Source organism: Pseudomonas sp. P39-UII1, assembly GCF_039672635.1.
Lineage (GTDB): Bacteria > Pseudomonadota > Gammaproteobacteria > Pseudomonadales > Pseudomonadaceae > Aquipseudomonas.
The window spans coordinates 38,677-64,034 of the sequence record NZ_JBDFPP010000017.1 but is presented as its reverse complement, the minus strand read 5'-3'; the positions used below and the strand labels follow the sequence as shown (position 1 = coordinate 64,034).

The window sequence follows — 25,358 nt, the reverse complement described above, 5'->3', positions numbered from 1 at the left end:
TTCTGATCAGCCTTGATTGATCAGGCCACCCGCCCTGTAATACGGCAGCTCTGGCTAGTGCGGGTGCCGGTGAGCACCAAAACCCCCGCCAGCCCCAACCCAGCAGCCGCCAGCATCAGCGCCGGCTGCAGGCTCCCGCTGTAATGGTTGCTCAGCGCCGCCAGCAATGGCCCGCTCAATTGCCCCAGGGCGAAGCACGCAGTCAGCAGCCCGGCATTACGTTGCGTGGCATGCGGCGCCAGCTCCCGCGAGCGTTGCATCACCAGCTGCATGCAGGCCAGAAACGGCGTGCCGCACAGCACCACGCCCAAGGCCAGGCCAAGGCCGCCGCCCATCAGGCAGGCCAAGACCCCCAGGCCTTGCAGCCACAAGGTTGCGGTCAGCCAAGCCGATGTCCGGCCGCCGCGCCGCAGGCTCACCAGCACCACGCCCAATGCTGCAGCAACACCAAACCCCGGCCAGAACAGGTCGGCCATCCAGTTGCCCTGGAACTGGTGGTTGGCCATCTGCGACAGGAAAGTCGCTGGCAGGATGTAGCCGACGCCGTACAAGGCATACACCAAGGCAAGGCGGCCGATACCCACGCGGCGGGTAGCACCCGGCACAACGTTCGCGGGTAGCGCAGGCTCCATGGCGCGGGGCAGCCAAGGGCGTACCGCCAGCAACATCACCAGCGCCGCCACGGCATACACCAGCCATAGCGCTGCCGAGCCCAGGCCCAGCAGGTGTGCACCCAGTGCCAGCAGGCCGGTGAGGGCGATGCCCAGGCCCGGCCCGGCAAACACCAGGGCACCCAGGCGCTGGCGGTTGTGGGCGTTGGCCACCTGTTGGCTGAGGCTGGTGATCATCACCAGCACCCAGGCACTGGCCACACCGGTACCAAAGCGCAGCAGCAGGTGGCTCCAGAACCCTTGCGCGGCCCACGAGGCCAAGGTCAGCACCACACAAAGCCACAGGCCGCCCTGCAGGCGCAGCCTGACCTGGGCCGGCTTGCGGGCGAACATTGCATCTGCCGCACCCAGGAAGTAACCCAGGTAGTTGGCCGCCGCCACCAGGCCGGCGGCGGTCAGGTCGAACTGGCCTTCAGCGATCAGCTGCGGGAGTTGCGGGGTGAGGGCAAAGCGGCCGATGCCCATGGCCATCATCAGGGCCACGGCGCTGGCCAGCAGTTGTACGAACGGCGACATGAGGACACTCCTGCACGGATGTAAGCGATGGAAGGCAGGTTAGGGCGCTTTAACTTTCAATAAAATTGAATAATGATGATCAAGTTGTTCTGTTTTGGAGAATGTCGTGGAATTCAGCCAGCTGCGTATCTTTCAGGCCGTCGCCGAAGAGGGCTCTATCACCCGGGCTGCCGAGCGCTTGCACCGTGTGCCTTCCAACCTGTCCACGCGCCTGCGCCAACTTGAAGAGCAACTGGGCGTCGAGCTGTTCCTGCGCGAGCGCCAGCGGCTGCAGTTGTCGCCAGCCGGCAAGGTGCTGCTGGATTACGCCAACCGCCTGGCGGCGCTGCGCGATGAAGCCATGGCGGCGGTGCAGGGTGGCCAGCCGGCCGGCGATTTCGTGCTGGGTACCATGTACAGCACGGCGGCCATCCACCTGCCCGCATTGCTGGCGCGCTACCACCAGGCATACCCAGCGGTGAACCTGCAGGTGCAGGCGGCGCCCAGCGGCGAACTGCTCGAAGGGTTGCTCAGCCACCGCCTGGATGCTGCGTTGGTGGATGGCCCGCCAAGCCTGGCCGGGTTGGACGGTGTGCCGTTGTGCGAAGAGGAGCTGGTGCTGATTACCAGCCCGGAGCACCCCCCCGTGCACAGCGCCCGGGACGTGGCGGGCAAGGCGGTGTTCACCTTCCGCCAAGGTTGTTCGTACCGCATGCGCCTGGAGGCCTGGTATGCCCACGCGCATACGCCTATGGGTCGGGTGATGGAAATCGAGTCCTACCAGAGCATGCTGGCGTGCGTCATCGCTGGCGCAGGGGTGGCGCTGATGGCCCAATCGATGCTCGACAGCCTGCCCGGGCGTCACCGCGTACGGGCTCATCGGCTGCAGGCGCCGTTCGATCAGGCGGTAACTTGGCTGATGTGGCGGCAGGGCATGCGCGGGGCAAATTTGCAGGCGTGGGTCGACATGCAACAAAGCGAAACGATTAACCAACCGTCGGAATGCAGCGTTTCCGCTTGATTCACGTCAAACTCACCCTTATCTGTAAGAACAAGGGCATGCGTAATACAGGACATCGGACTATGATCTGTATGAAACATCGCAGGATTGATTGACCGTGAGGCTGACCCGTCAAGGGGGCACTATGAAAAACCAAATGTTCAACTGGCTCCACGACTTGGCTGTTGCCTTGGGGCTGATACCACCACCCTTGCAGCCGGTGCCGATCCCGACTGATGAAGAGCAGCGCCGGCGCCAACCGCGCCGCCGCTGAAAACAAAAAGGCCGCCGCATCAGTGATGATGCCGCGGCTTTTTTGATTGTGCAGGTTTTGCAGGCTGGGCTGGCCTTATCGCGGGCCGGCCCGCTTCTACGCCAGTTTTACCACGGCGACTGGTTTGCGCGACAGGGCGCTGACCAGCACAAAGCTCACCAGCCCCACTGCCAGGCTGTAGTAGATCGGCGTGTTGGCATCGAGCCCATCCTTGAACATGAAGAACAGCGCGGTGGCAAAGCCCAGCGACATGCTGGCGATGGCCCCTGCGGTGGTTGCACGCTTCCAGAAGATCGCCCCGATCAGCGGGATCAGCATGCCGCCCACCAGCAGGTTGTAAGCCAGGGTCAGGGCGCTGATCACATCGTTCACCGCCAGGGCGATGCCCAGCACCACCAGGCCGGTGAGCAGGGTGAACAGGCGGCTGACGCCCAGGCTCGACTGCTTGCCACCGCGCAGCTTGGGCAGCAGGTCTTCGGTAATGGTGGTCGAAGCGGCCAGCAAGCCGGCACTGGCAGTCGACATCATCGCGGCCAGGGCAGCGGCCATCAGCAGGCCACGGATACCGTCAGGCAGCTGGCTCTTGATCATCTCGGCGAACGCGTTGTTCGGGTTGGCCAGATCTGGCATCAGCACATGCGCGGCCATGCCGATCAGGGCGCAGGCCAGGCCGTACACCACGCAGTACACGCCTGCCGTGGTGCCGGCGCGTTGGCATACCTTCTCGTCACGGGCGGTGAATACCCGCTGCCAGATGTCCTGGCCGATCAGGATGCCGAAGAAGTAGATCAGGAAGTAGGTGATGATGGTGTCCCAGCCGATGGTGGTCCAGCTGAAGCTGGCCGCCGGCAGCTTGGCTACCAGGGTGTCCCAGCCGCCAGCGTTGTACAGGCACACCGGCAACAGGATGAACATCAGGCCCACGGTCTTGATCACGAACTGGACGATGTCGGTCAGGGTCAGCGACCACATGCCGCCGATGGTCGAGTAGACCACTACCACGCCGCCGCCCAGCAGCAGCGACATCCAGAACGGCAAGTCGAGCAGCACCTGCAGGACCGTGGCCATGGCCAGGGTCGAGGTAACGCCGATCATCAGCGCGTACGCCAGCATGATCGCGGCGCTGGCCTGGCGTGCCATGGGGTTGTAGCGGCGCTCCAGCACCTGGGTCACGGTGAAGATCTTCAGGCGCAGCAGCGGTTTGGCGAGGAACAGGTTGAGGGCGATGATGCCCAGGCCCAGGGCTGCGCACAGCCAGAAGCCGGAGATGCCGTGGACATAGCCCAGGCGCACGGTGCCAACGGTGGACGCACCGCCCAGCACGGTGGTGGCCATGGTGCCCATGTACAGCGTGGGGCCCAGGTTGCGCCCGGCCACCAGGTAGTCTTCGTGGGTTTTCGCGCGCCGCATGCCATACCAGCCAAGCCCGAGCATGCCGGCGGTATAGATCATTACAACAATGATGTCCAAGGCCATTGGGGTTCTCCCGATTATCTTTATTATGGCGAGATCGACCGCGCGGGCGTTTCACGGCGCCCGGCGGTCTAGTCTTGTGTTGGCGGGCCTCTATGGCCCTCCCGCATGGCTCCTGCCGGGGTAAAACAGCCGTATCAGCGGCGCACGACGCCTGGCAGCACGCAAAGCATCTCGAACAGCAGGTTGGCACCGAGCAGCGAGGTGTTGCCGGTGGTGTCGTAAGGTGGGGAGACTTCAACCAGGTCACAGCCGATCAGGTCCAGGCCGTGGCAGCCGCGAATGATCTCCATCGCCTGGATCGTGGTCAAGCCGCCAATCTCAGGGGTGCCGGTGCCTGGGGCCCAGGCCGGGTCGATGCCGTCAATGTCGAACGACAGGTACACCGGGCCGCCGCCGACTTTTTCGCGCACTTCGGCCATCAGCGGTTCCAGCGATTTGTGCCAGCACTCTTCGGCCTGCACTACACGGAAGCCCTGGCGGCGGCTCCAGTTGAAATCGTCGGCGGTATAGCCCTGGGCGCGCAGGCCAATCTGCACCACGCGGTCGCAATCGAGCAGGCCTTCTTCCACGGCGCGGCGGAAGGTGGTGCCGTGGGCGATCTTCTCGCCGAACATGTGGTCGTTGACGTCGGCGTGGGCATCGATGTGCACCAGGCCGATCTTGCCGTGCTTCTTGTGCAGGGCCCGCAGGATCGGCAGGGTAATGGTGTGGTCGCCGCCCAGCGTCATCGGGATGACGTTGTGCTCGACGATCTCGTCGTAGGCTTCTTCGATGATGCGCACGGCGTCGAGCAGGTTGAAGGTGTTGATCGCCACGTCACCGATGTCGGCGACCGACAGCGAGTCGAACGGGGCGGCACCGGTGGCCATGTTGTACGGGCGGATCATCACCGATTCGGCGCGGATCTGGCGTGGGCCGAAACGGGTGCCGGAGCGCAGCGAGGTGCCGATGTCCAGGGGCACGCCGATGAACGCGGCGTCCAGGCCTTCGGCGCTTTGCAGGTGGGGGAGACGGAGCATGGTGGCGATGCCGCCGAAACGCGGCATTTCGTTGCCGCCCAGTGGTTGATGGAGAACTTTGTCCACGGTGGGCCTCATCAGTCGGTCGATTGTTTTGTTTGTTCGAACCTGTGCCGCCGCGCGCCTTCGAGTGTGGTTATGCCGGCGGGCAGGGACATTTCGGCCAAGTCTGCTGGAAGGTAGTGCGCGGGGAAAATCGCTACCGGCAAATACTTACTTCAGGATTTTCTAAACTAAAGCCCGCCGCAGCGGTTAGACTGCGCGCAAATGTCACAGCGGAACCGTTGCACCATGGCCTCGACCTTGCCCGACCTGAAACTGCTGCGCATCTTCGTCAGCGTGGTGCGCCACCAGGGCTTTGCCAACGCCCAGCGCGAGCTCAACTTGTCGACCTCGGCCATCAGTACCTACATGAGCCAGCTCGAAGGCGCCCTGGGCATCGTGCTGTGCCACCGGGGGCGTGGTGGCTTCAGCCTGACCAGCAAGGGTGAGCTGTTCCACCAGGAGACCTTGCGCCTGCTGGCCGAACTGGACGGTTTCGAACAGTACGCGGCCGCGCTCAAGGGCGAGTTGCGCGGCACGCTCAACCTCGGGGTGATCGACTCCACCGTCGGCGACCGTGCGCTGCCGTTGGCCGAGGCGATCGGTGCCTACAGCCAGGAGCACCCGGCAGTGCACTTGCACCTGTCGGTGTCCAGCCCCTACGAGCTGCAACTCGGCGTGCAGGACAACCGCCTGGACCTCGCCATCGGCGCGTTCTCCTCGCGCATGAGCGGCCTGGTGTACCAGCCGCTGTACCGCGAGCAGCACTGGCTGTACTGCAGCAGCCGCCACCCGTTGTACGCCGAGCGGCGGATCCCGGAGCCGGTGGTAACCCAGCAGCGCATGGTCGGGCGCGGGTACTGGAGCCAGGCCGAACTGGCCCGGCATGGCTTCAAGCACAGCGCCGCGACGGTGGAGAGCATGGAGGCGCAGCTGATTCTGATCCTGTCGGGCGCGTATATCGGTTACCTGCCGGAGCACTACGCTCAAGCCTGGGTCGACAAGGGTGATTTACGCGTGCTTTCCCCGGCGACATTCGGTTATCAGGCGCCATTTTCGTTGATCGTGCGCCGTGGGCGCAGCCGCGAGCCGTTGATCCAGACCTTCCGCGACTTGCTCAAAAGCCAGCTTAACGTCGGATGATAAACAGGGCGTTCAAGTCATTCCGTCGGGATCAGCAGATTTCCTACAAAACCTGACCACTGTGCCTTTTGCCCTCTGCTAAACCTCTACTTGCTTTGATGATTTTCCCTTTCATCTATACAAGCAAGGATCGCCCGAGATGCGCATGAATTTGCCCGTCACTGAGCACGAAAGAACGTTTCCCAGCGACCAGCGCCTGATCTCCACCACGGACCTCAACAGCCGCATCACCTACTGCAACGACGCCTTCGTGGCGATCAGCGGTTTTACCTACGACGAGCTGGTGGGCCAGACCCACAACCTGGTCCGCCACCCCGACATGCCGCCAGCGGTGTTCGGCCACATGTGGGACACCATCAAGCAAGGCAAGCCCTGGATGGGCGTGGTGAAGAACCGCGCCAAGAACGGTGACTTCTATTGGGTGAGCGCGTACGTCACGGCGATTTACGAGAACGGCCGCATCAGCGGTTACGAGTCGGTGCGTTCGGTGCCCAGCCGCGAGCAGATCCGCCGCGCCGAAGCGCTGTACGCGCGCTTGCGTGCCGGCCGCTCGCCCGTGCCGGTGGCGGCACAGCTGGGGCATCGCCTGGGCCATGGCTGGCCGCTGATCGGTGCCGGCCTGCTGTCGGCGGCGGGCTACCTGTGGCTACCGCCTTACGCGGCGCTGGGCGTGTTGATGGCCAGCTTGCTGGTGGCCTGGTACTTGATCGAACAGCAACAGAACCGGGCCATCCGCCGCACCCTGGCAGAACACCCCAAGGCTTTCACCAGCCCGCTGGTGGCGCTGACCTACAGTGACAACCCCGGCCTTCATGGCCAGCTGGACCTGGCGATCATCAGCGAAGAGGCGCGCTTGCAGACCGCGCTGACGCGGCTGGTGGACGCCGGGGTCGGGGTCAAGTCGCGGGCCGCGCAGTCGGCCGACCTGTCGGATGCCCAGGCACAGATGCTCGACCGCCAGCGCAGCGAGACCGACCAGTCGGCCACGGCCATCGCGCAGATGGCCGCGACCATCCAGGAAGTGACGCACAATGTGCAAAGCACTGCGCATGCTGCTGGCGATGCCGACCAGTTGGCCCAGCAGGGCAGCGAGCTGGCGCAGCAGAGCCTGAGGGCGATGGGCAGCATGAGCGAAGCGGTCAGCGACATCGGCCAGGCGGTCAATGCCCTGGCCGAGCAGACCCAATCGATTGGCAGTGTGGTCGATACCATCACCTCGATTGCCGAGCAGACCAACCTGCTGGCGCTCAACGCCGCGATCGAGGCGGCGCGCGCGGGCGAGCAGGGCAGGGGCTTTGCCGTGGTCGCCGATGAGGTGCGCTCGCTGGCCCAGCGCACGCGTTCCTCGACCGAAGAGATCCACCACATCATCGCCTCCCTGCGTGCTGGCGCAGAGCGGGCAGTGAGCACGGCCAACCGCGGCGAGCAGATCTCGCGGGACAGTGTGCACAGTGTGGAGGCGGTGCAGGCGGCGCTGGCCGGGATTGCCCAGGCGGTCAGCCGCATTACCGGCATGAGCCAGCAGATGGCGACGGCGTCGGAACAGCAGAGCCACGTGGCCGAAGACATCAACCAGCAGATTGTGCGCATTGCCCAGTTGTGCGACCAGACGGCGGGGCAGGCCAAGCAGGGCGCGGAAATCAGCCAGGACCTGGAGCGCATGGCCGAGTACCTGCATAGCCTGGCGGAACGGTTTAACCGCTGAGGGTTCAGGGGGCTGCTTTGCAGCCCGATCGCCGGCAAGCCGGCTCCCACACAGACCTCGCTGCCCTCACGGGGCGTGCGGTACTCCGGGGAGCCGGCCTGCCGCGAGGCGGGCCTGGGGGGCCAACCTGTGGCAAAATTCCTCCGCCAACGGAGACCCCCATGCCCAGACCCCGCTGCGAGCGCTGCCAACGCCCGCTCGATCACTGCCTTTGCGCCCTGATTCCCTCGCTCGACAGCCGCACCCGCGTGGTGCTGCTGCAGCACCCCAGTGAAACCTCGCACGCGCTGAATACCGCCCGCCTGGCCGCCCTTGGTCTGGTCAATGCCGAGCTGCGCATTGGCGAGGTGTTCGAAAACCTGGGCGAATTGCTCAACACGCCAGGCTACAGGCCGGTGTTGCTGTTCCCGGGCGATGCAGCCCAGGTGCTGATGGCCTATGGCGATGTAGACGACACGTCATTGCTGTTGATCGTCCCCGACGGCACTTGGCGCAAAGCGCGCAAGTTGCTGTACCTCAACCCGCTGCTCGACGCGTTGCCCAGGGTGACGCTGGCGCAGGTCGCGCCCTCGCGCTACCGCTTGCGCAAGGCACCGGAGCCGGGGGCGCTGTCGACCGTCGAGGCGGTGGTGCAGGCATTGAATGTGCTGGAACCGCCGGCGTGTTTCGATGCGTTGCTGCGCCCGTTCGAGGCGTTGATCGAGGGGCAGATCAGGGCCATGGGGGTTGAGACATTCGAGCGTAATCACGGTGAAGGCTGAGAGTCGTTTGTGCCTGTACCGGCCTCATCGCCGGCAAGCCGGCTCCCACCGGCTGTGCACCTATTCAAGGCCGGTGATACCCCTGTGGGAGCCGGCTTGCCGGCGATGAGGCCGGGGCAGGCCTGTCACCGTTCCCGCAACGCCTCGGTCCGCGCTTTCAGCACCGGTTTGAGCAGGTAATCCAGCACACTCTTCTGCCCAGTGATGATATCCACCGTCGCCACCATCCCCGGGATGATCAGCAGCGGTTTGTTATCCCCACCCAAGTGGTTCTTCTCGGTGCGCACCTGGATCAGGTAAAACGCATTGCCCTTGTCATCGGTCACGGTATCGGCACTGATCAACTCAAGCTTGGCCTTCAGCCCGCCATAGATGGTGTAGTCGTAGGCACTGAACTTGACCATCGCCGGCTGCCCCGGGTGTAGAAACGCGACATCCTGCGGGCGCACCTTGGCCTCGATCAGCAGGTTGTCCTCGATCGGCACGATCTCCACCAGGTCGCTGCCCGGCTGCACCACGCCGCCGATGGTGTTGACCTTCAGCAGCTTGACGATACCGCGTACCGGCGACACCACCGTGGTGCGGTTGACCCGGTCGTCGATGGCGATGCTGGTGGCGGTGATCTTGGAAAGCTCGGTGCGTTTGTCATTCAGCTCCTTGGCGGCATCCGAGCGGAAGCTGGCGTCGGACTCCTGGATCTTGCTTCTGATCTCGGCCACGGCCGCATCGGCGCGGGGGATCGCCAGGCTGGTGGCGTTGAGCTGGCCGCGGGCTTCGACCGTGCGTTGCTTGAGGCGCAGGATTTCCACCGGCGAAATCGCGCCCTTGCTCACCAGCGGCGCCGACATGTCCAGCTCTTGCTGCAGCAAGCCGACGGCCGAGCGGTACTGGTCGACCTTGGAGCGGAATTCGGCCAGTTCTTGAGTCTTCTGGCGCAACTGCTCGTTTAGGGTCTGCTTTTCACTGGCCAGGCGGCGCTGACGCGAGTCGTACAGCGCCAACTCGTCGTTAGCCACCTGCGGCGCCTTGGCGCGGACTTCTTCGGACAGCACGAACGGCCGCCCCTCGGCCTCGGCCGACAGGCGCTCGACCTGGGCGGTCAGGGCATAACGGTCCGCTTCGCTTTCACCTTTGTTGGACTTGAACCGCGTATCGTCCAGGCGCAGCAGGGTGGCGCCTTTCTCCACCATCTGGCCTTCGCGCACGAAGATTTCGGTGACGATGCCGCCTTCAAGGTTCTGGATCACCTGCACTTTGCTCGACGGGATCGCCTTGCCTTCGCCGACGGTCACTTCGTCCAGCACCGCCAGGCTGGCCCAGGCCAGGGCTACCAGCAGTAACGCCGCCGCCAGCCACACCGTCAGGCGTGACAGGCGCGGCGAGTCCTGCAAGGTGGCGCTGGCCAGCTCCGGCATGTAGTCGCGCTCGGTGCGCTTGTCGGAACCGCTGTGGGTACTGCGCACGCTGTGGCCGATGGGCATGGCTTACCTCTCACGGGACGTGACGCTGTAGGAGCGGGCTTGCCCGCGAACACGGGCATGGCCCGTGCCAGGCACCGCGGTGTCATCTTCGCGGGCAAGCCCGCTCCTACAGTGATCGTAGTGTCTTGGGGTTCTACAACGCCGCGCCGATACGGCCCTTGCGCAGGGCGTCGATGACCGCATCCTTCGGCCCGTCGGCAACGACTTTGCCGTTGTCCAGTACCAGCAACCGGTCCACCAGGCTCAGCATCGAGGTGCGGTGGGTGACCAGCAGCAGGGTCTTGCCTGGCACCCAGTTGAGCAGGCGCTGGCGCAGTTGCTCTTCGCTGCTGTTGTCCATGTGGCTGGTGGGTTCGTCGAGGATCAGGATCGGCGGCTCGAGCAACAGCGCGCGGGCCAGCAGCACGGCCTGGCGCTGGCCGCCGGACAGCAGCTGGCCCCGCTCGCCCACCGGGCGGTCAAACCCGTGCGGGTGCTGCCGGGCCAGGTCGCTGACGCCGGTCAGTTCGGCCACTTCGAGCATGCGCGCATCGCTGATGTGGCGGGCGCCGAGGGTCAGGTTGTCGCGCAGGCTGCCGGCCAGCAGGGGCAGGTCGTGGGCCACGTAACCCAGCTGGCTGCGCAGGTCGGCGATGTCCAGCTGGCGCAGGTCGAGGTTGTCCAGCAGCACCTGGCCTTCGTCCGGGTGATGAAAGCCCATCAGCAGCCGGCCCAGGGTGCTCTTGCCCGAGCCGCTGCGGCCGATGATGCCGATGCGCTCGCCGGGCTTGATGGTCACGCTCACGTCCTGCAGCGCCGGGCTGGTCTGCGCCGGGTAACGGAAGCTGACATGGCTGAGGGTCAGGCCGCCCTTGAGCGTGGTGTGCTCCAGCGCTTGCTGTTCGGCCTGGCGCTCTTGCGGCAGGGCCATCAGCGCATCGGTGCTGCGCATGGTCAGCTGCGCCTGCTGGTAGCGGGTGATCAGCCCGGCGATCTGGCCAAGCGGTGCCAGCACGCGGCTGCCGAGCATGTAGCAGGCGACCAGGGCGCCGACGCTGAGGTTGCCGGCAATGATGCTGTACACCCCGGCGACGATGGTCGCCATGCCGCAGAACTGCTGGATGAACAGCGTGCCGTTGCTGGCCAGCGACGACAGGTTGCGGGCGTGGGCGTCGAGGCGGGCCATGGCGCCGTTGGTGTGTTCCCACTGGTATTGGCGCTCGCTCTCGGCGCCACAGGCCTTGAGGGTTTCCAGGCCACCGAGGGTTTCGATCAGCAACGCCTGGCGCACCGCACCGAGGCTGAGGCTTTTTTGCACGGTGTCGCGCAGGCGCGCCTGGATCACCAGCGCAAAACCCACCGCCAGCGGGAAGGCGATCAACGGGATCAGCACCAGCCAGCCGCCGAGCAGGCCGATCACCAGCAGCATCAGGGCGACGAAGGGCAGGTCGATGATGCTGGTCAGGGTGACTGCCGTGAGGAATTCGCGCAGGCCTTGAAAGTCGTGGATGCTCTGGGCAAAACCGCCAATGCTGGCGGGCTTGGCCTTCATGGCCATGCCGGTGATCCGCTCGAACAGGGTGGCGGAGAGGATCAGGTCGGTCTTCTTGCCGGCCTGGTCCAGCAGGTGGGCGCGGACCATGCGCAGCACCAGTTCGAAGGCCGTGCCGATGAACAGGCCGGCGACCAGCACCCACAAGGTCGACAACGCCTGGTTGGGCACCACGCGGTCGTAGGTCTGCATGACGAACAACGGCACCATCAGGCCCAGCACGTTGATCAGCAAGCTGGCCAGCAAGGCGTCGCCGTACAGCCAGCGGGAATGGCGCAGGGTGTCGCGGAACCAGGCATCGACCCGCGGCAGCAGCGGCGAGCGTACTTCCTCCAGGGTGTGCCGGGGGCGTGCGAACAGCGCGTGGCCGCTGTAGGCCTGCACCAGCGTTTCGCGTTCGACCCACTGCTCGCCGCCCTCGGCCTCGCAGGGCAAAATCAGCGCCTGGCCATCGTCGCCCCAGCGCTGCAGCACGGCGCTGCGGCCGTCGTTCAGCAACAGCAGCACCGGCAGGTTGAGGGGCGAGATGGCCTCCAGCTCCCGCTGCAGCACGCGGCCCTGCAAGCCGGCGCGCGCTGCGGCGCGGGGCAGCAGGTCGGCACCCAGGCGCTGCTGCTGCAGGGGCAGGCCGCTGCTCAGGCTGGCACGGCTGGCCGGCCGGCCGTGCAGGCGGCAGAGGATCAGCAGGCCATCGAGCAGCGGGTCATCGACATCGGGGCGCGGTTGCGCGCTTTGCATACTGGTCACAGTGGACTACTCCCGCCGCGGTGGAAGGGGTGATGCCTGGCGCTCCCTGCCCGTTGCCAACCTGGCTCAACGCATGTCGGGCAACCGCGCTTCGGTACGCACTTCGTTGTTGGCAATGGCTTCCGGCGGCAGGGAGATGCGCTGCTTGCTCAGCAATTCACCCATGGTCGCCAGCACGCGGTACATCGAGTACTCCTCGGTGTAACGCACTTCGGTGTAACGACGGTTGGCGTTGTACAGCTCGTTCTCGCTGTCGAGCACGTCGAGCAGGGTGCGCTGGCCGAGGCCGAACTGGTCGGCGTAGGCGGCGCGTACGCGTTGGGTGGTTTCGGCATATTCACGGGCAGTCGGGGTCTGCTTGCGCGCGTTGTTCATGGCGTTCCAGGCCAGGCTGAGGTTCTCGGTCAGCTCGCGCAGGGCATTGTTGCGGATGTCCAGGGCCTGGTTGATCTTGTGGGCGTCGGACTGCAGGCGGGCCTTGTCGCTGCCGCCGCGGAACAGGTTGTAGCTGAGCTCGACGCCGGCCTGCCAGTCGTTGTTGCTGTGGCCTTTCTCGCCGCCCAGGTTGTTGTTGGCGCCGGTGGCCAGTACCGCGTCCAGGCGCGGGTAGAAGGGCGACTTGGCCACTTCGTATTGCTGTTCGGCGGCGTTCACATCGGCTTGGGCCGACTTCAGGTAAGGGTTGTTCTGACGCATGCCTTCGCGCGCGGCATCGAGGGTTTCGGGCACTTCCACCTTGATCGATTGAGGCCCTTCGAGCTCATCGGGCAGGCGGCCGACCACGCTGTAGAAGTTGGCTTCGGCATCGGCCAGGTCGACTTCGGCGGTGTCCAGGTTGTTTTCTGCCAGGGCGCGGCGGGCGCGCGACTGGTCGAGGTCGGCGGTGCTGCCCACGCCCCGCTCGCTGCGCAGGCCGATCTGGTCGTTGACCCGCAGGTGGGCCTGCAGGTTGTTCTTGGCCAGGGTCACCAGCTCACGGCGCTTGAGCACTTCGAGGTACACCTCGATGGCGCGCAAGGCGACATCCTGGGCGACCGCCTGGGTGTAGTAGGCGCGGGAGGTGGCGACTGCCTGGGTACGGCCGACTTCGTTGGCGGTGTTGAAGCCGTCGAAGATCATTTGCCGAAGACGCAATTCCGACTGGGTGTAGTTGAGCGTCTCTTTGTTGTGGTTGCGTGTGCCGTCGGGGTTCAGGCCGCGGGTGTTGACGTTGTCCGAACGCTGCCGCCCGTAGCCGGCCACCAGGTCAACGGTCGGGTAGTACCCACCACGGGCGAATTTCACGTCTTCGTCAGCCGACAACCTGCTGTTGCGGTTGGAGCTGATTTCGGGGTGATAGTCCACGGCGCTCTGGACGGCCTCGTTAAGTGACATCGCCTGAACGTTGGCGCACGCCATGGCCAACAGAATTGCACTGGTGATGGGGTTGAAAACGCGCATGGGGTACTTCTCCCTGGTCTCAAAATGGTCCTGCTTCTCGCCAAAAAAATGACGATTTTTATAGTTCAAACCGTTTCATGTTTGTAACAACAGAGCTAAGAACATTTAACGCGCGAGCTAAGAAGATTTTTTCATAAGCCCTATGCGAAAAAAAACTTATGCGGTCTATCAAAAGCGAGACATTGTTTCCTTCAAGCGATTTCGGAAGCCGCCGCAGCATGCGAGTTTCCGGGTTCGCGGTGAGTTCCAGATTTTTTCCAGCTAAGGACGCGGAAAGGACAGGTGAAAGCGGAATTTGGCGACAATATTTTGGCATCTGATGATGGCAATTTAGGTTCTCACTATCGCCAACGTGGTATTCCGAGAGAACGAATCTCACCCCTGAGACAGTCGGACTCCAAGCCTTTGCCTCACCGCCATGTCGTTGGTTGAGTAACCAATCGGTAAGGGGAGGCGTGCGCTCATGGCGAAGTTAGTCGGTGTGGTCAGCAAGGTAGTGGGTGAGGTCTTCGCCGTTGGCAGTGACGGTAGCCGTCGCCCCTTGATCGAAGGTGACCGCCTGTTTGCGGGCGAGCAGTTGGAAACCGGTGCCGCGGGCGCCGTGGCCGTGCACCTGCAGAATGGCGCGGAACTGACATTGGGGCGCGACAGCAGCCTGGCCATGACCACGGACCTGCTGGCCAACCTGGCGCCCCCTGTGCAGGCACACGACGGGGCGCCGAGCGATGCGCAACTGAGCGATGTGGAGCGCATTCAGCGGGCGATTGCCGCCGGTGACGACCCCAGTACAACTGCCGAAGCACCAGCGGCCGGCCCTAACGGCAGCAGCGCACCGGGCGCCTTGGGCGGTGGCCACAGCTTTGTCTTGCTGACCGAAGTGGCCGACCGTGTCGACCCGCAAATCGGCTTCCCGACGGCAGGCTTCAATGGCATCCCTGAGCTGGCCAACCGCTATGTAGGCGACCTGGGCAACACGCGGGGGCGCGACACGCTGGGAGCAGGCGACGGTGGTAGCGGGGGTGACAATGGCACCAACGGTGGCCTGCCACCTGGCCAACCCAACCCTCCAGGGCAGCCTAACCCGCCTGACCAGCCCAACCCGCCCGAGCAACCCAACCCACCGATCACCCCCATCGACCGCCCGGTCGAACTGCGCGGGCTGGATGTGAACCCGGGCGAGCTCGTGCTGGACGAGGCCAGTTTGCCCTTGGGCTCGGTCAACAACCCGCCGGCATTGACCCAACACGGCAGCTTTACCGTGGTAGCGCCGGACGGCGTGTTCAATCTCAGCGTCGGCGGTATCAACGTGGTGACCGCAGGTGTCGTCACCGGTGTCGGCCAATCGATCACCACCGGCTTGGGCAACACGCTGACCATCACCGCCTACAACCCGACCACCGGCGAGGTCAGCTACAGCTACACCCTGACGGGTGCCGAGCAGCATGCGGACGGCGCGGGGACCAACGCGCTGAGCGAGCACTTGCCGGTGCTGGTCAGCGACAGTGACGGCGATGTGGCCCAAGGCTCGCTGGATGTGATCATCCGTGACGACGTGCCCAGGGCAGTGGATGACAGCAACCCCATCACCGCCACCGAGCAGCACACCGAGCTGACTGGCAATGTGCTCGGCAACGACGTGCAGGGCGCCGACCGTGTGCCGGGTGGGCCGGTAATCGCCGGCACCTTCACCGGCACCTACGGCACACTGGTGCTCGCTGCAGACGGTTCCTACACCTACACACTCAACACCAACGACCCGGACTTCAAGAACCTGGGCGGTGGCGGCCAAGCGGTGGAGACCTTCGCCTACACGATCAAGGACGCCGATGGCGACACCAGCAGCGCGACGCTGACCTTGAACATCAGCAACCTCGACGACCCGGTGACGCTCGATGGCCTCGGCACGCAAGGCGGCGAGCTGACGGTTTACGAGAAAAACCTGCACGACGGCAGCGCCCCGGATGCTGCTGCCCTGACCCAGCAAGGCAGCTTCAAGGTTACCGCGCCCGACGGCCTGCAAACCCTTACCGTTGGCGGCATCAGTGTGGTCAGTGGCGGTGTGGCGGTGGGCTTCCCGCAGTCGGTCGTCACGCCCGAAGGCAACACCCTGACCATCCTCGGTTACAACCCAGGCACCGGCGTGGTGAGCTACAGCTACACCCTGGTCGACAACGAGAACCACCCCAGCGGCCAAGGCAGCAACAGCATCAGCGAGCAGTTCACGGTGATCGCCAAAGATGCCGATGGCAGCACCGCCACCGGCAGCCTGGGCGTAACCATCGTCGACGATGTGCCGCAGGCGCATGACGACTACACCAGCGTGGCCAAGGGCGACGTGGTGCGCGGCAACGTGATGTACAACGACGTGCTGGGCGCCGACACCCGTGGCGACGGCCAGTATGTGGTCGGCGTGCGCGCCGGCAGCGACACCTCCAGCTCGGCCATCGGCCAGCTGAACACCCAGGTGCATGGCCAGTACGGTTACCTGATCATCGACGCCCAGGGTAACGCCGAGTATCACTCCGACCCGACCATCGCTTCGCCCAGGGATGCCCTGGAAACCTTCGTCTACACCATCCGCGATGCCGATGGCGACGAGAGCACTACCACCCTCACCATCAACGTGCACAACGGCTTGATGGCCTGTGCCGACAGTGACGTCACCGTGTACGAAAAAGCGCTGGACGTGCACCAGGATGGCAATGACCTGGCGCCCGGTACTGTCAATGGCAGCGCGCCGGGCTCGACGCAGGAAACGGCCTCCGGCACGTTGGTCGGCTCGGCCAGTGGCGGTGTCGGTACACTTACCTACACGCTGGTCGGCAATGCCGTAGGCCAATACGGGCAGATTCAGCTGAACGCAGATGGTTCCTACACCTACACCCTGACGTCACCGGCCAATTCGCCGACCCATGCCAACGATGGGCCGAACACGGTGACCGAAACCTTTACCTACCAGGTGCAGGACTCGCTGGGCAACGCCACCACCAGCACCATCGTCATCACCATCGTCGACGATGTGCCCACCGCCAACAGCGATTTCGTCAGCGTCTTCAAAGGCGACGTGGTCCGCGGCAATGTGATGTACAACGACGTGGTGGGCGCCGATACCCGCGGCGACGGCCAGTATGTGGTGGGTGTGCGTGCTGGCAGCGATACCTCCAGCTCGGCCATCGGCCAGCTCGATACGCAGGTCAACGGCCAGTACGGCTACCTGACCATCGATGCCTACGGTAACGCGGAGTACCACTCCAACCCCGCTATCGCCTCGCCCCGGGATGCCATCGACACCTTCGTCTACACCATCCGTGACGCCGACGGTGACGAAAGCACCACGACCATTACCGTCAATGTGCACAACGGCCTGATCGTCTGTGCGGACCGTGATGTGACGGTGTATGAAAATGCGCTGGATTTGCACAAGGACGGTAACGACCTGGCGGCAGGCACGGTCACCGGCAGCAACCCTGGCTCGAGCCACGAAACCGCCTCCGGCACGCTGACGGTCGGTGGCGTGGGTGCGTTGACCTTCACCTTGGTGGGCAATGCCGTAGGCCAATACGGCCAGATCCAGCTGAACGCGGATGGCTCCTACACCTACACGCTGACCTCGCCCGCCAATTCGCCCACCCATGCCAACGATGGGGCGAATACCGTGACCGAAACCTTCACCTACCAGGTGCAGGATTCGCTGGGCAATTCGGCCATCAATACCATCGTCATCACCATCGTCGACGACGTACCCACCGCCAACAGCGATTTCGTCAGCGTTGACAAAGGCGATGTGGTACGCGGCAACGTCATGTACAACGACGTGGTCGGTGCCGACACCCGTGGCGACGGCCAGTACGTGGTCGGCGTGCGCGCCGGCAGCGATACCTCGACCTCTGCCATCGGCCAGCTCAACACCCAGGTCAACGGCCAGTTCGGCTACCTGACCCTCGATGCCTACGGCAATGCCGAGTACCACTCCAACCCCAACGTTGCCTCGCCGCGTGATGCCGTCGACACCTTCGTCTACACCCTCCGCGATGCCGACGGCGACGAAAGCACCACTACCCTCACCATCAACGTGCACAGTGCGCTGATGACCTGTGAGGACCGCGATGTGACGGTGTACGAGAAGGCCCTGGACCTGCACAAGGACGGCAACGATCTCGCGGCAGGCACCGTTACGGGTAGCGACCCCGGTTCGACCCAGGAAACAGCTGCCGGCACGTTGGCCGGTTCGACCAGCGGCGGCGTTGGTGCGCTGACCTACACCTTGGTCGGCAACGCGGTAGGCCAGTACGGGCAGATCCACCTGAACGCAGATGGCTCCTACACCTACACGCTGACTTCACCGGCGAATTCGCCGACCCACGCCAACGATGGCGCGAATACCGTGACGGAAAGCTTCACCTACCAGGTGCAGGATTCCGCCGGCCATTCGACCACCAGCACCATCGTCATCACCATCGTCGACGACGCACCCACCGCCAACAGCGACTTCGTCAGTGTGTACAAAGGCGACGTGGTGAGCGGCAACGTGATGTACAACGACGTGGTCGGTGCCGACACCCGTGGCGATGGCCAGTACGTGGTCGGCGTGCGCGCCGGCAGTGATACTTCCACGTCTGCCATCGGCCAGCTCAACAGCCAGGTGCATGGCCAGTATGGTTACCTGACCATCGATGCCCAGGGCAATGCCCAGTACCACTCCAACCCGGATGCCGTGGCGCCGCGTGATGCGCTCGACACCTTCGTCTACACCATTCGCGATGCCGATGGCGACGAGAGCACCACCACCCTCACCATCAATGTGCACAACCCGGCGCTGCAGCCGTGCGGCGACGGTGGCGTGTGGGTGTACGAGAACGCGCTGGACCTGCACAAGGATGGCAACGACCTGGCGGCTGGCAGCGTTATTGGCAGTGACCCCAGCTCAACCCGCGAGACGGCCTCCGGCAGCCTGGTCGGGCAGGTCGCTGGTGGCGTGGGGGCGTTGACCTACACCCTGCTCGGCAATGCCGTCGGCCAGTTCGGCCAGTTGCACCTCAACGCTGACGGCTCCTACACCTACACGCTGACCTCGCCGGCGGATTCGCCGACCCATGCCAACGACGGCGCCAATACCGTCAGCGAATCCTTCACCTACAGGGTCGAGGACACGGTGGGCAACTGGACCACCAGCACGGTCAACATCACCATCGTCGACGACGTACCGCAGGCTCATTGCGACTTCGTCAGCGTGGCCAAGGGCGACATCGTGCGCGGCAACGTGATGTACAACGACGTGGTCGGGGCCGACACGCTGGGCGACGGCGCCTACGTGGTCGGGGTGCGCGCCGGTCATGACACCTCCAGTTCGGCGGTTGGCCAGCTCGGCAGCCACGTCTACGGCCAGTACGGCTACCTGACCCTCGATGCCCAGGGCAACGCGGAGTACCACGCCAACCCCAATGCCGTGGCACCGCGCGATGCGATCGACGCCTTCGTCTACACCCTCCGCGATGGCGACGGCGATGAAAGTACCGCCACCGTGACCATCAACGTGCACGACCAATCGCTGCACCCGTGCGGCGATGGCGGCGTCACTGTGTTCGAAAAAGCCTTGGACCTGAACAAGGACGGCCATGACCTGGCGGCCGCTAGCGTCAACGGCAGTGACCCAGGCTCGACGGCGGAAACCGCCTCCGGCAGCCTGGTCGGGCAGGTGGGCGGTGGCGTGGGGGCATTGACCTACACCTTGATCGGGAATGCCGTCGGCCAGTACGGGCAGATCCATCTGAACGCAGACGGTTCCTACACCTACACGCTGACCTCGCCAGCCAATTCGCAACCCCACGCCAACGATGGCGCCACCACCGTGAGCGAATCCTTCACCTACAGGGTCGAGGACACGGTCGGCAACTGGACCACCAGCACGGTCAACATCACCATCGTCGACGATGTGCCACAGGCCCATTGCGACACCGTGAGTGTCAGCAAAGGCGATGAGGTGCGGGGCAACGTGCTGTACAACGACGCCATCGGTGCCGATGTGCCCGCCGACTGCGGCTACGTGGTGGGCGTGCGCGCCGGCCATGACACGTCCACCTCGGCCATCGGCCAGCTCGGCAGCCATGTGGCAGGCCAGTTCGGCTACCTCACCCTGGATGCCCAGGGCAATGCGGTGTACCACTCCGACCCGAACGTTGCGGCGCCGCGGGATGCCATCGACACGTTCGTCTACACCATCCGCGATGGCGACGGCGACGAGAGCACCGCGACCATTACCATCAATGTGCACGACAACTCGATGTCCGAATGTGGTGACGGTTATGGCAGGGCGCAGGAGCAGCGGGTGATTGATCGCGGCGCGTTCACCCTCGATGCCAGCAGCATGACTGCGGCGTTGGTGGTGCTTGGCTACCTCGGGGCCACAGGCGCGGCTGCGGCGCAGGGCAATGCCGAAGAGGTGATCAACGTTAGCTTGCGCAAAGGTGAAACCCTGCAGCTTAACCACGACCAGCACGATGGCAACTTGGCGCTTGAGTGGAAAGACGCCGGTGGCAGCTACCATCCCATTGCCGCCGGGGGGAGCTTCACGGCCAGCCATGACGGGGTGTACAGCATCCATGCAAGCGACCCGACGGGGGCGGGCAAGGCGGGTGAAAGCTACAAGCTGAGCCTGGTCGTGGACTATGCCAATGCGCAGGCTGCGGCGCCGCACATCAATGGCGCCAGTGAACACGCCGCTGCGGGCCTTTCCAGCCCGCTCGACATTGCTTCGCTGGAGGCGCCTGCACCTGCTGGCGACGAGCACAACGGCCACACTGCCAACTACGCGCAGGCCAAGGCCGCGGTGACAATCGACCTCAGCCATGACGGGGCGCAGGACACCGGTGGCGCCGGTTTGGAGACCTTGAACGGCATCCACAACCTGGTCGGCTCGGACTACGGCGATACCCTCATTGGCAACAGCGCCGACAACGTGCTCGACGGCGGCGCGGGCAACGATGTGCTCAAGGGCGGGGATGGCAACGACACCCTGATCGGCGGGCCGGGCAACGACATCATGACCGGCGGCAACGGCAACGACACCTTTGTCTGGCAGAAGGGCGACACGGGCCACGACACCGTCACCGATTTCACCCCGGGGAGCGACAAGCTCGACCTGTCGCAACTGCTGCAGGGTGAACACGGCACGGCAACCTCACTGGACGACTACCTGCACTTCAAGGTCAGCGGCACCGGGGCCGATGTGGTCTCGACCATCGAGGTCAGCAGCGTGGCGGGGGCCGCGCCGGTACAGACCATCGACCTGGCAGGCGTGGACCTGGCCCAGCATTACGGGGTGTCGGCAGGGGCAGGGGGAGTGGTATCGGCGGGGCATGATACGGCGACCATCATCAACGGGATGCTGGATGATCATTCGTTGAAGGTGGATACGGTGTGAGGTATCGGGGCTTGCGTTGAACGGGCTGGCCTCATCGCGGGCAAGCCCGCTCCTACAGGTTTGCCGCTGGCCTGTAGGAGCGGGCTTGCCCGCGATGAGGCCAGTACTGGCGACCACAGTCATTTACTGGGTAGCTCTAAATGGTTTTCATCAATGTGATTAGGTAAGTAACAGTTGGCAGCATGGGCAACTCACCCAGGTTTGCGCAATGTCTTCTGCTTCAGGATATACAGGCTGACCAGCACCGCACTGGTCAGCATGAATGCCCGCGCCCAGAACAGCGGTACCAGGTAGCACGACAGGCCAATGCTCGCCCACATCAGGCCGATGGCGTAGACCTTGCCCTTCAGCGGGATGCCTTCACCACTCAGGTAGTCGCGGATCCACGGCCCCAGCCTGGGGTGGTTGACCAGCCAGTGATGAAAGCGGGGCGAGCTGCGTGCGAAGCACGCGGCCGCCAGCAGCAGAAAAGGGGTGGTGGGCAATACCGGCAGGAAGATCCCCAGCACCCCCAGCGCGACGCTGAGCCAGCCGATGGCCAGCAGCAGGTAGCGCACGGCCGACTCAGTGGTGGCGTGGCTTGAGCAGCGCCGGCTTCTCGTCTGGGGCGTGTAGCAGCAGGAACAATGCGCTCAGCGCCTCCGGGATCTGCACGATCATGTCGTCCTGCAGGTTGGCATTGCTGGCGATATCGGCGAACTCGGGTTGTTCGTCGAACAGGCCCGAACCGACCATGATCGGCAGCAGCATCTCGCTGACTTCCTCTTCGGCGTTCTCGAACCACGCCTCTTCGCGCAGGAACACGCCCTCCATGAAGCCGATGCACCAGCCGCGCAGGTCGGAATCGTCCGGCTCTTCGGTCAGGTCCAGCTCGCATGGCAGGTCGAATTCTTCGTCGCTGGCCAGCTGGCGGGCGATATGGCCCTTGAGTGCCACCAGTGTCGCTTCGATTTCGGTGCGTTGGGCATCGCTGGCGTAATGGGGCTCTTCGGCGAACAGCGCGTCGATCCATTCACGCTCAGGAACGTCTTCCGAGCTGATCGACAGCGCGGTCAGGTAGCCGTGGGCGGCGACGTAGTCCAGCGCTTCTTCGTGCAGCTCATCGGCGTCGAGGAAGGCTTGCAGGCGGGTGAGTTGCTCGGCGAAGGACATTACAGGGCTACCTTGGGGGAATAAACGATAATGAATTCTAGCACCTTGAGGCGATGGCGGGGCAAAGGGAACGTCTGTCACCGGGGCATCCTGCGAGGGATGGCACTGCGGTATACTTCGCGATTTTTCACCCAGGGGCGGGGTTTTCCGGCCATCTGGCAAAAGCCGCTTACGCATTTGGCGTGTGCGGAGCGGGTTTTTCGTCCAGCCTGTGCGCAGGGTGGTACGGCGATTTACGGAGTTGCACATGCTCGAACAGGCTCAGCGCGTTCTCAAGGATATCTTCGGCTACGACAGTTTCCGTGGGCGCCAGGCAGCGATCATCGAATGCGTGGCCAATGGTGGCGATGCCCTGGTGCTGATGCCAACCGGTGGCGGCAAGTCGCTGTGCTTCCAGGTGCCGGGGCTGTTGCGCCCGGGCCTGACGGTGGTAGTGTCGCCGTTGATCGCACTGATGGACGACCAGGTCGCCACCCTGGATGAACTCGGCGTCGCGGCCGCAGCCCTGAACTCCACCCTGAGCGCGGAGCAGCAGCGCGAGCTGGCCGGGCGCTTGCGCCGCGGCGAAGTGAAGATGCTCTACCTGGCACCGGAGCGCTTGGTACAGCCCCGCATGCTTGACTTCCTGCAGGGGCTGGACGTTTCGCTGTTCGCCATCGACGAGGCACACTGCGTTTCGCAATGGGGCCATGATTTCCGCCCGGAATACCTGCAGTTGGGCCAGTTGGCCGAGCTGTTCCCGCATGTGCCGCGCATCGCCCTGACCGCCACCGCCGACATGCGTACCCGCGAGGAAATCGTCCAGCGCCTGCACCTGCAAGGTGCCGAGCGCTTCCTGTCGAGCTTCGACCGGCCGAACATTTTCTACCGCATCGTGCCCAAGGAGTCGCCGCGCAAGCAACTGATGGCGTTCCTCGGCGAGCGCCGCGGCAATGCCGGCATCGTTTACTGCCTGTCGCGCAAGAAGGTCGATGAAACCGCGGCCTTCCTCTGCGAGCAAGGCTTTCCGGCGCTGCCGTACCACGCCGGCCTGGCCGCCGAGACGCGCTCCGCCAACCAGCACCGCTTCCTCAACGAGGAAGGCCTGATCATGGTCGCCACCATCGCCTTCGGCATGGGTATCGACAAGCCGAACGTACGTTTCGTTGCCCACCTCGACCTGCCCAAGTCGCTGGAAGCCTATTACCAGGAGACCGGCCGTGCCGGCCGTGATGGCCTGCCGTCCGACGCCTGGATGGCCTACGGCCTGCAGGACATGGTGATGCTCAAGCAGATGCTGCAGAACTCCGAAGGGGATGAGCGCCACAAGCGCGTCGAGCAGCACAAGCTCGACGCCATGCTGGCACTGTGCGAAGAAACGCGCTGCCGCCGCCAGGCGTTGCTGGCCTATTTCGATGAAGTGCTCGAACAGCCGTGTGGGCACTGCGACAACTGTGTCGACCAGATCCAGACCTGGGATGCCACCGAGCCTGCACGCCAGGCCCTGTCGGCGGTGTTCCGCACCGGGCAGCGCTACGGGGTCGGCCACCTGGTCGACGTGCTGCTGGGCAAGGACAACGAAAAAGTGCGCAATTTCGGTCACGAGAAGCTGTCGGTGTTTGGCGTCGGCAAGGCGCTGGCCGAGGTGGAATGGCGTTCGCTGTTCCGCCAGTTGGTGGCGCGTGGCCTGGTGGACATCGACCTGGAGGGCTATGGTGGCCTGCGCTTGTCCGACAGCTGTCGGCCACTGCTGCGCGGTGAAGTGACGTTGCAGTTGCGTCGCGACCTCAAGCCGCAAACTGTGGCGAAGTCGTCTTCCGGCGGCGGCAGCCCGGCCAGCCAGCTGGTACGTGCCGAGGAGCGCGAGCTGTGGGAGGCGTTGCGTACCTTGCGGCGCAAACTGGCCGAAGAGCACAGCGTGCCGCCTTACGTCATCTTCCCCGACTCGACCTTGCTGGAAATGCTGCGCAGCCAGCCGACCAGCCTGAGCGACATGGCCGAGGTCAGTGGTGTGGGTGCACGCAAGCTGGAGCGCTACGGCCAGGCCTTCCTCGAGGTGCTCAACGGCGCCGGCGGCACCGAGGAGGCGCCCAAGGTGGTGCTCGACCTGCGCCACGAGCTGGTCAGCCTGGCCCGCGCCGGCATGACCCCGATGCAGATTGCCGGCCAGCTCAATTGCAGTGAGAAGAACGTCTACAGCCTGCTGGCCGAGGCCATTGGCCGCCAGGAACTGAGCCTGGACCAGGCTTTGGACCTGCCCGAAGAGCTGATGATGGAAGTGCAGGATGCCTTCCTTGACGGCGAAGGGGAGCTGCCGCCGGTCTCGGCCATCGCGCCGCTGTTCGGTGCGCGGGTTCCCGAGGGCGTGCTCTACTGCATCCGCGCGGCGTTGGCGGCAGAGTTCGAGCTCTGATCGGGGACATTTCGGACATCCACTGATCGTTGTCATCCTTTTTGACGATTATCGGACATTTGCGAGCAGGGCAGCCTTGCCTGATGGCCCGGGGCATGGTTAGCTGACTAACAATTAGTTCTAGTCAATGAGTTGCTTATGCCCCTGACCGACAATCAACACCGCTTCGGCATGCAGCTGGCGCAGATGTCCCGCGGCTGGCGCGCCGAGTTGGATCGCCGCCTGGCCGGGCTCAATCTGTCCCAGGCGCGCTGGCTGGTGTTGCTGCATCTGGCGCGCTTTGAGGAAGCGCCCACCCAGCGCGAACTTGCCCAGAGTGTTGGCGTTGAAGGCCCCACGTTGGCGCGGCTGCTTGACAGCCTGGAGGCCCAGGGCCTGGTGCGGCGCCAGGCGGTGCTGGAGGATCGGCGGGCGAAGAAGATCCAGCTGTGCCCGCCAGCCAAGCCCTTGATCGAGCAGATCGAAACCATCGCCAACGCGCTGCGCCTGGAGTTGTTCACCGGGGTGGATGAAGCGGATCTTGAGGTGTGCATGCGGGTGCATGCAAAGATTCTGGCCAACCTCGAAAAATCCTGAAACTCACGCGCCCATTCGCGGGGCAAGCCCGCT

The 25,358-nt window shown here is 64.4% G+C and carries 16 protein-coding genes; 8 read left to right on the top strand and 8 right to left on the bottom strand.

Annotated elements, in window-relative coordinates; all coding sequences use genetic code 11:
• Nucleotides 1-20: 20 nt before the first annotated feature.
• Nucleotides 21-1,187, bottom strand: coding sequence for an MFS transporter (locus ABEH27_RS19830; RefSeq protein WP_346615189.1), 1,167 nt, complete (start codon nucleotides 1,185-1,187; stop codon nucleotides 21-23).
• Nucleotides 1,188-1,293: 106 nt separating this feature from the next.
• Between ABEH27_RS19830 and ABEH27_RS19825 the strand changes: the two genes are divergently transcribed.
• Both ABEH27_RS19825 and ABEH27_RS19820 read left to right on the top strand, forming a co-directional pair.
• On the top strand, nucleotides 1,294-2,187 hold the full coding sequence (locus tag ABEH27_RS19825; protein WP_346615188.1) for a LysR substrate-binding domain-containing protein: 894 nt from the start codon (nucleotides 1,294-1,296) through the stop codon (nucleotides 2,185-2,187).
• A 124-nt stretch (nucleotides 2,188-2,311) separates the two neighbouring features.
• The gene (locus ABEH27_RS19820) at nucleotides 2,312-2,440 is read left to right on the top strand and encodes a PA1414 family protein (protein ID WP_008090807.1); all 129 of its coding nucleotides are present in this window, start codon (nucleotides 2,312-2,314) and stop codon (nucleotides 2,438-2,440) included.
• 96 nt (nucleotides 2,441-2,536) lie between these two features.
• Here ABEH27_RS19820 and ABEH27_RS19815 read toward each other — a convergent pair whose 3' ends face one another.
• On the bottom strand, nucleotides 2,537-3,916 hold the full coding sequence (locus ABEH27_RS19815) for a sodium:solute symporter (protein WP_346615187.1): 1,380 nt from the start codon (nucleotides 3,914-3,916) through the stop codon (nucleotides 2,537-2,539).
• Between the two features lie 134 nt (nucleotides 3,917-4,050).
• Nucleotides 4,051-5,001, bottom strand: coding sequence for an agmatinase (speB, locus tag ABEH27_RS19810; protein ID WP_012315641.1), 951 nt, complete (start codon nucleotides 4,999-5,001; stop codon nucleotides 4,051-4,053).
• A 225-nt stretch (nucleotides 5,002-5,226) separates the two neighbouring features.
• Here speB and ABEH27_RS19805 point away from each other — a divergent pair, with 225 nt between their 5' ends.
• From ABEH27_RS19805 to ABEH27_RS19795, 3 genes are all read left to right on the top strand, one after another.
• On the top strand, nucleotides 5,227-6,120 hold the full coding sequence (locus ABEH27_RS19805; RefSeq protein ID WP_346615186.1) for a LysR family transcriptional regulator: 894 nt from the start codon (nucleotides 5,227-5,229) through the stop codon (nucleotides 6,118-6,120).
• A 139-nt stretch (nucleotides 6,121-6,259) separates the two neighbouring features.
• Nucleotides 6,260-7,825: a PAS domain-containing methyl-accepting chemotaxis protein gene (locus tag ABEH27_RS19800; RefSeq protein WP_346615185.1), complete on the top strand. Its 1,566-nt coding sequence runs from the start codon at nucleotides 6,260-6,262 to the stop codon at nucleotides 7,823-7,825.
• Nucleotides 7,826-7,986: 161 nt separating this feature from the next.
• Entirely contained in the window at nucleotides 7,987-8,586 is a 600-nt protein-coding gene (locus ABEH27_RS19795; RefSeq protein ID WP_346615184.1) for a DTW domain-containing protein, read from the top strand.
• 125 nt (nucleotides 8,587-8,711) lie between these two features.
• Here ABEH27_RS19795 and ABEH27_RS19790 read toward each other — a convergent pair whose 3' ends face one another.
• The 3 genes from ABEH27_RS19790 to ABEH27_RS19780 all read right to left on the bottom strand — a co-directional run bounded on the left by ABEH27_RS19790 (nucleotide 8,712) and on the right by ABEH27_RS19780 (nucleotide 13,785).
• Entirely contained in the window at nucleotides 8,712-10,067 is a 1,356-nt protein-coding gene (locus tag ABEH27_RS19790) for an HlyD family type I secretion periplasmic adaptor subunit (protein ID WP_346615183.1), read from the bottom strand.
• Nucleotides 10,068-10,200: 133 nt separating this feature from the next.
• A complete protein-coding gene (locus ABEH27_RS19785; protein ID WP_346615222.1) occupies nucleotides 10,201-12,336 on the bottom strand; it encodes a type I secretion system permease/ATPase in 2,136 nt (711 codons plus the stop codon).
• Nucleotides 12,337-12,411: 75 nt separating this feature from the next.
• Nucleotides 12,412-13,785 carry a TolC family outer membrane protein gene (locus ABEH27_RS19780; protein WP_346615182.1) on the bottom strand — a complete coding sequence of 458 codons (1,374 nt, stop codon included), beginning with the start codon at nucleotides 13,783-13,785 and terminating at the stop codon, nucleotides 12,412-12,414.
• Nucleotides 13,786-14,248: 463 nt separating this feature from the next.
• Here ABEH27_RS19780 and ABEH27_RS19775 point away from each other — a divergent pair, with 463 nt between their 5' ends.
• Nucleotides 14,249-21,205: a retention module-containing protein gene (locus tag ABEH27_RS19775; RefSeq protein WP_346615181.1), complete on the top strand. Its 6,957-nt coding sequence runs from the start codon at nucleotides 14,249-14,251 to the stop codon at nucleotides 21,203-21,205.
• A 191-nt stretch (nucleotides 21,206-21,396) separates the two neighbouring features.
• Here the strand turns inward: ABEH27_RS19775 and ABEH27_RS19770 are convergent, their stop codons facing one another.
• Together ABEH27_RS19770 and ABEH27_RS19765 are read right to left on the bottom strand one after the other, a co-directional pair.
• Complete coding sequence (locus tag ABEH27_RS19770) at nucleotides 21,397-21,762, bottom strand: YbaN family protein (protein WP_346615180.1); 366 nt, start codon at nucleotides 21,760-21,762, stop codon at nucleotides 21,397-21,399.
• A 7-nt stretch (nucleotides 21,763-21,769) separates the two neighbouring features.
• Entirely contained in the window at nucleotides 21,770-22,357 is a 588-nt protein-coding gene (locus ABEH27_RS19765) for a YecA family protein (protein ID WP_346615179.1), read from the bottom strand.
• A 247-nt stretch (nucleotides 22,358-22,604) separates the two neighbouring features.
• Here ABEH27_RS19765 and recQ point away from each other — a divergent pair, with 247 nt between their 5' ends.
• Both recQ and ABEH27_RS19755 read left to right on the top strand, forming a co-directional pair.
• Nucleotides 22,605-24,749 carry a DNA helicase RecQ gene (gene recQ / locus ABEH27_RS19760; RefSeq protein WP_346615178.1) on the top strand — a complete coding sequence of 715 codons (2,145 nt, stop codon included), beginning with the start codon at nucleotides 22,605-22,607 and terminating at the stop codon, nucleotides 24,747-24,749.
• A gap of 138 nt (nucleotides 24,750-24,887) precedes the next feature.
• Nucleotides 24,888-25,325, top strand: coding sequence for a MarR family transcriptional regulator (locus ABEH27_RS19755; protein WP_346615177.1), 438 nt, complete (start codon nucleotides 24,888-24,890; stop codon nucleotides 25,323-25,325).
• Nucleotides 25,326-25,358: the final 33 nt, after the last annotated feature.